The organism is bacterium, from assembly GCA_021371935.1.
Lineage (GTDB): Bacteria > Armatimonadota > UBA5829 > UBA5829 > UBA5829 > UBA5829.
In genome coordinates this window covers 72,445-79,151 of record JAJFVF010000011.1, presented here as the reverse complement: position 1 = coordinate 79,151, position 6,707 = coordinate 72,445, and the positions used below count along the sequence as shown (strand labels likewise).

The 6,707-nt window shown below is 49.4% G+C and carries 6 protein-coding genes and 1 pseudogene; all 7 read right to left on the bottom strand.

Going from position 1 to position 6,707, the window contains the following annotated elements; all coding sequences use genetic code 11:
- Nucleotides 1–240: 240 nt before the first annotated feature.
- The 7 genes and pseudogenes from LLG46_08735 to lepB all read right to left on the bottom strand — a co-directional run bounded on the left by LLG46_08735 (nt 241) and on the right by lepB (nt 6,509).
- Nucleotides 241–1,284, bottom strand: a complete 1,044-nt coding sequence (locus LLG46_08735; protein ID MCE5323383.1) for an ankyrin repeat domain-containing protein — start codon at nt 1,282–1,284, stop codon at nt 241–243.
- 63 nt (nt 1,285–1,347) lie between these two features.
- Nucleotides 1,348–1,965 (bottom strand): HAD hydrolase-like protein, encoded by a 618-nt coding sequence (locus LLG46_08730; protein MCE5323382.1) that lies wholly within the window; start codon nt 1,963–1,965, stop codon nt 1,348–1,350.
- Between the two features lie 2 nt (nt 1,966–1,967).
- A complete protein-coding gene (locus tag LLG46_08725; GenBank protein ID MCE5323381.1) occupies nt 1,968–3,683 on the bottom strand; it encodes an MFS transporter in 1,716 nt (571 codons plus the stop codon).
- 544 nt (nt 3,684–4,227) lie between these two features.
- Nucleotides 4,228–4,332 (bottom strand): annotated as a pseudogene (locus LLG46_08720) (prepilin-type N-terminal cleavage/methylation domain-containing protein).
- Nucleotides 4,333–4,553: 221 nt separating this feature from the next.
- On the bottom strand, nt 4,554–4,919 hold the full coding sequence (locus LLG46_08715; protein ID MCE5323380.1) for a YraN family protein: 366 nt from the start codon (nt 4,917–4,919) through the stop codon (nt 4,554–4,556).
- Nucleotides 4,895–5,542, bottom strand: coding sequence for a ribonuclease HII (locus tag LLG46_08710; protein MCE5323379.1), 648 nt, complete (start codon nt 5,540–5,542; stop codon nt 4,895–4,897). The genes LLG46_08715 and LLG46_08710 overlap by 25 nt, the downstream gene beginning before the upstream one ends.
- A gap of 97 nt (nt 5,543–5,639) precedes the next feature.
- On the bottom strand, nt 5,640–6,509 hold the full coding sequence (gene lepB, locus LLG46_08705) for a signal peptidase I (protein ID MCE5323378.1): 870 nt from the start codon (nt 6,507–6,509) through the stop codon (nt 5,640–5,642).
- Between the last annotated feature and the right edge of the window lie 198 nt (nt 6,510–6,707).

Below are 6,707 nucleotides of genomic sequence, written 5' to 3'. Positions count from 1 at the left end.
TTGAATTACTTAGGAATAGACATTTCAAAAGACAAGTTTGATGTGGCGCTGATTGTTGATGAGCGTGAGTTCCCGTTCAAGCAGAGAGTATTCAGTAACGATTCAAAGGGTTTCGAGAAGTTCAAAAAATGGATTGAATCTCGCTAATCCGAATTGCAGCTACATCTTTACAAATAAAATTCTGCAATTCGGATTACAAGCTCGGAATGACCGGATTTGAAACGTATTACGTTTTTGCAGTTATTCGACTCCGCCATGCTTTCTCAGATACTCGGAGATATCTGCAAATTTTAACCTTAAAGCCATCGCAAGCGGTGTATGTGTATCTATCTTTTCGCTATTCGATCCATCTGAGACATCAGTTTGTTTCTGGGCATTTCCAGCCGTCGCTCTGTGCGCAAGGGTAGATATTTTGTGCTTCGGCAGTCTGACATTAACATCGGCGCCATGTGTAACCAACAGATCAACCAGCTTTATCTGATTATTCAATATGGCAAAGTAGACAGGATTATAGCCACTATTATCCCTAACATTGACATCCGCACCCTTCGAGACTAGAAAGCTGGACATTTTATAGTGATTGCCCAAAGTCGCCATAAGCAGTGGAGTCCTGCCTTCGCAGGACTTGACATTAACTTCAGCACCGTCTTCGACCAACAAAGCCGCAGCGTCATATTGATCGGCTGAAGCGGCAAGGTGAAGAGGGGTATAGTCTGCGCCATCAACAGAGTCTATATTCGCGCCTTTCTCAATCAGCTTCCGGCAAATCTTAGTGTTATTGTTATTTACTGCAATATGCAGGAGCGTCGTCTTATCTGCAAAAAACTTCGCATCGAGTTTAGCCCCGTTGTCTATCAGCAACATGGCAATATCATTGAAGTTGTTGTCAACAGCGTAACAAAGGGGAGTGTAATCGTCGATGTCTCTTACATCAATCAACCCGCCATTTTTGATTAGCAGACGAGTAATGTCAATGTGATTATGCGATACAGCCAGATGAAGCGGCCTGCCGTTATTCAAATCTCTCGCATTTACGTTTGCGCCTCTGCATATCAGCAGCTTCGCCATTTCAAGATATCCGTCTTCGGCCGCCCAATGCAGGGGAGTCGCTTTAAGGTCGTCTATCTTGTTGACCAGTTTGGGATTTCTGTCCAGAATCTTTTTCACTGTTGCGATATTGTTGCTTCGGACAGCATCAAACAGCTTAGTAGACTCATCGGCCGAGGAATTACAAGCCAGAACACAGACTAAAACCAAAAGCAACGGAAACATCCACTTCGACATGTCCACACCCCCACAACATAAGCCAAAGATCGGCTGGCAATTCACAAGTGAAGAATTACTAATCTAGACGAAACTGGATACCTCTGATGGCGCGCTGATTATATAATCCGCATTGATGAGTTCTTCATGCGAGCCATAACCCCATAATACTGCAATTGCCGGAATATTATTCGCATGCGCGGCATCTATATCATGCATTCTGTCGCCTATCATGATGCAGTCCGATGGGTCAAAAGAATGCTCATACAGAATTTGCTTGAGCAAGTCAGTCTTCGAGAGGTCCACGTCACAGCCGTATATGGCGGTAAAATATTGGGCGAGACCAAAATGGGCTAATATATTTGCTGCAATGTCCTGACGCTTTGATGTTGCGACAAACAAGCTGTGATTAGGCTGCAGGCTCGATAAAAGCTCGGGAATGCCGTCATACATATAGTTTTCTAGATAGCCCTCGGCTGCATATCTCTCACGAAACCAAATTGCAGCCCGCATTAGGGTCTCGCTGTCATCAGTGTCGAGCAATACCCGAAATATGTCCACAAGCGGCGGGCCTATAAAACGCTCCAGAGAAGACGGCTCATGGGCAGACAGGCTGAATTTATCAAGCACATAGTTGATTGATTTGACTATGCCCTCTTTGGGGTCCGTTAATGTGCCGTCGAGATCAAAAAACACTTTCACAGCTATTTATCCATCACCTGGCAGACTTTCCAACGCTTAGGACCGGTCTTGTACAAAATTATATGCTGAACCACCGTTTTGCCGCCTGGGAATGTGAACTTCACAGGCACATCGGCGCGGTTATCGATCACCTGATCGGGGACCATAACAGTATACCTTGCCTGCTTCTTGATCCTCCAAAACCTGTATGTATCGGCTGCAAGCGCAGTTGCGTCACGGCCGCTGCACCCGGCAACCGGTTCATCACTCGCAAGGCTAAGCGCCTTCTCAGGCTTGCCGCTCGTCAAATACTTGACCCACTCCCATGCCACTCTGTCCGGAGGCTCAGGCGTTGTATATCTATAGCCTATCCATGACGCAAGCACAAGCAGCCCGGCTATTGCCAGCATCACGACATTCCTGCGTTGGCGGTCCGTCACCAGGCCGTTTGGCTCAATATGAGCATGGCGCTTGCATGTCCATACGAAAGTGATTATCGAACCGCATGTGAGCAAAGCCGCACTCAACCAGAACGGAACATTGTAATTCACAATGCCAAGTCTGGGAAAGCTGAGCACGTCGCTGGAATATACAAATGCCCCGATACTCGCGCCTACAATCGCGGCCAGTCCCTGTGCCAGACCGACTGCTCCAAGCACCTCGCCGCGGCGTTTAGTCGGGGTCACAGTGACGACCAGCGCATTCCATGCGGGAAAAGCTACTGTGAACCCAAGTCCTATCACCACAGCTGCTATCGCCAGTATCGTCACGCTCCTGAATAGTGCAACCACCCACATCGCCATCGCGCTGAAGAGTATTCCATAGGCAACAGCCGTGCATTTGCCGAATTTGTCGCCGAGCCTGCCGAGAGGAACTGCAAATATCCCCATCGCTCCGGCAACAGGGGCAACAAGTATTCCGAACTGGGTCTCGGTCATGCCAAGATGCTCGACCGCATACAGCTTCACGATGGGTGTAAGCATTCCCATCCCCAGAAATGTCACAACAGCCAGCACAATCATATCAGGAACTTCGCGGAAACTGCGCAGAACATGCTTGAACTTAAACTCTGTCGCATCCTCAAGAGCGGGCAGCTCAAGTGCCTCGCCATGCAACGGTTCAGTGCGATGGCCTTTGCCCAAGTTCCTTGGAAGAAAAACGATCATTACAAAAGCCGACAGTATCAGCAGTATCGAGACCAGATAAAATGACGCGGTGTATGTACCGAACAGCTCGTTGGCCGCTCCGCCCATCACAAAACCCAGCGCCAGGCCGCCCATATATGTAACATTCAACACGCTCATCGCAGCGCTGCGGTTCTTCTCACCGACCACATCGCCCACGGCGGCAAATGCACTCGTCCAAAGCGCGCCGCTGCCGAGGCCGTCTATCGCCCGGAGGCCGATCAAGCCGAATATGACGTATGGACCGTGAAGAATTATAGTGAGGTATGCGCTGACGGCTGTAATTATCGGTCCGGCGATCATCAGCGGCTTTCTGCCGATTCTGTCACCCAGTGCGCCCGCAGGCGGTCTGGAGACTGCCTCTGTGAGCAGAAATGTGCTGAGTATGATCCCCCACTCTGCTCCACGATTCAGGCTGAACTTGACATACATCGGCAGAGCGGAGAGATTTAGTATAGCATAGCCCAACTCGGCAAATAGACATGCCAGGCCAAGCCACAGCAGTGATTTGTAATTGCGTATATATCTCCGAACGTCAGAGAGAATGAGAGACAATCCTTACCTCGTGATAACTATTTCGGGCGTGATGTGGACCCGAAAAAGGTTATCACGACAATCTGAGGGAAGTCAAATGAATTTATGGCGTAGATTAACGTAATAAGGTTGTAAAGAAATGGTCCGGCACAAAGTTGTGTCGGACCAATTCTTTTAGCATATCCAAATCTAGCCCGCATTATTCACGAGGAACGTGAATAATGCTCTTGGAAACCCGGATTATGCGCTTCCCGCATAATCCGGGCTAGAAGTAAGGAGTCTGCTATTAGAGACCGTGATAATTGTAATCACCGGCAACTGCGCCTGTCGGGTTTCCATCGCAAGATGCAGGAGTGCCAATGGGAGCAACTGTATATACGCCGTCCGACGGACATTTAGGCTCCTCTTTAATGTATGCGCCCTCTGCCCAAAGATCTGCACCGTCGTTTGGAATAATGCCACCATCGGAAAGTTTCTCATCCATTGCGTACTGCTCTTTTGCAGTCTCGATCTGCCGCAAGTTGGCGCAGCAGCTCTTGGCCCGCGATGTTTCTCTTGCGCGCATGAAGTTCGGAATAGCAATTGCAAGCAATATGCCAATGATTAAAACCACGATCATGATTTCAATCAGGGTGAAACCTCTGCGCCTCTTGACTGTGAATCTACTCATTTTTTTAGAATACCTCCTCCAAATGTTGCTGAGCGTTGGATACGACTTTTTTCCTAAGAAGTTCTTCCATACGAAGGCGGATGTTTTACATATGTTATATGCATGCAGAGCAAAACCGGTAATTATGCGGGGAAAAAGTTCAGGCGGGATTTGTTGCACACTTAAAAGCAGATTCCTCACTGCGTTCGGAATGACAAGAGCGATTAGAATGCGAAATTATATCAGGCGGAAAAGGCGTTGGGGATAATATCTGAAACAATGAGTTTGCCGTCATGACTCGATACCTCGACCACATCGAACCGGCACTCGCAATCGCCCAGACCCAGTTCTTCAAGATAGTGTTGGGCTGTGATTATCAACTTGCGCTGCTTGGCAGGAGTGACAGACTCGGCAGGTGTACCGTATTCATCCGTCCGCCTGCACCTCACCTCCACGAAAACCAGGCAGTCGCCGTCACGAGCAATAAGATCGATCTCACCATATCGGCAGCGGTAGTTGGACGTAACGATCCTGTAGCCGCGATTTCCAAGTTCGGCTGCTGCGGCTATCTCGGCGCTTCGGCCTATTCTAGACCTGGAAGAAGGCAATTTGCCGTCCTTTCTGAGATAGGCGAGAATGATTTGCGATGGCACGGGCATGGACCAAGACGCTCTATGGCCTCTATATGAGCCCTGCAACCGTAGCCCTTGTGCTTTGCAAAGCCATAACCCGGATACTGCTGATCCAGGTCGACCATAATGGCGTCCCTCGTAACTTTTGCAACAATAGATGCAGCGCCAATGGAAATACACTTGGCGTCGCCCTTTACTATCGCCAGAGAGTGAGCACCCAAGCCGCTGACAGGCAGGCCGTCCACTAAAACATAGTCATATGGCGCACCCATATCCTCAAGAGCGAGTTTCATGGCCAGATGCGTCGCGCGGAGGATGTTGATGCGGTCTATCTCTTCGGGGCCGACAATCCCGACACCTACCACTGATGCTTCATTCGTTATCCTCTTGAACATTGTCTCGCGTTTGGCGGGAGTGAGTTTTTTGGAATCGTCTATGCCAGTGGGATCGAAACCGTCCGGCAGAATTACCGCTGCGGCGACCACAGGACCCGCCAGCGGGCCTCTGCCAGCCTCATCCAAGCCTGCAATACTCTCATAGCCCATCGTGCGAGCCTGGTTTTCATATGTCCAGATGTCTGTGTCCAGTTTGCTTGTCATGAACTGACTCTAAGAAGTTCTGTTTCGGGCGTCATCAGAAATAACGCCCGAACATAGGTTGGTCAATAATCAATACAAAATACTAGATGTAAAATTGTCAGAAGGTTTTTTGGATGCGATTGAAAGGCCAGAAGATGAACATCGCCTTACCCTGCACCCGCCTTCGATCCAATAGACCCCAGCGTCGGGAATCGTCAGAAAAGTTACGGTTGTCACCCATCACAAGCAGCCGACCTTTGGGGATTTTGACGATCTGTTTGCCGCCCCTGTCCGTACCGACCCAGTCCCTCGGCGTAAGCTCATTCGGATATGGCTGATCGGCGTCCTCGGATGTATAACTCTCGTCCAGCGGTTTGCCATTCAAATAGACCCTGCCGGGAACAATTTTCACGCTCGCGCCGGGCTTGCCCATCGCCGCCGCAACACTCGTCTTGCTTACCAGTTTGCCGTTTGCAAATATCTTGTCACCATCCAGCTTAACCGAACACTCGTCCTCTTCCTTCCCGCATCGAGCTATGGCGTCACGAAGATCGTCGTGATAGAAAGGGATATGGCCTATGAGCGCGTATCCCGCCGTCACACGAACACTGTCGCCGGGAATAGCTATCACACGCTTGATGTAATCGGCTCCGTCGTGACCCGCCGATCTCGGTGACTTGAAGACGACTACATCCCCACGCATAGGTTCGCGGACACGATATATGAGCTTGTTGACCAGGATGCGGTCGTTTACTTGGAAGGTCGGCACCATGGATGCGGAGGGAATGTAGAATGCCTGCGCAAGAAATGGCCTGATAAGCAAGAAAACGATGCCTATCGCAAGAGCCAGAGACTCTGCAATTTCGGCGAGGATTTTGGCATAAGCAAATCGCTGCCGGGCAAATACAAACCTGACAGCGATCAGAATTATGACCAGACCGATCACGGCATATATATTGAGTGTGGCAAGTCTCTCAGTGATACTCATGAAATGCCCACAATAATAATCAATTTAATATACTCAATACTAGATTAAGTTGGGATACCGGGGCAAGAATGCCCCTTGCAAACTCCGTCCGGGGCAGGAATACCCCGGACGATCACCATGCTTTTTATAACGTCTGGTTCAAAGCAGATTCTTCGCATTCGCTCAGAATGACTAAATTTGAGACGTCCTCAATTTTGC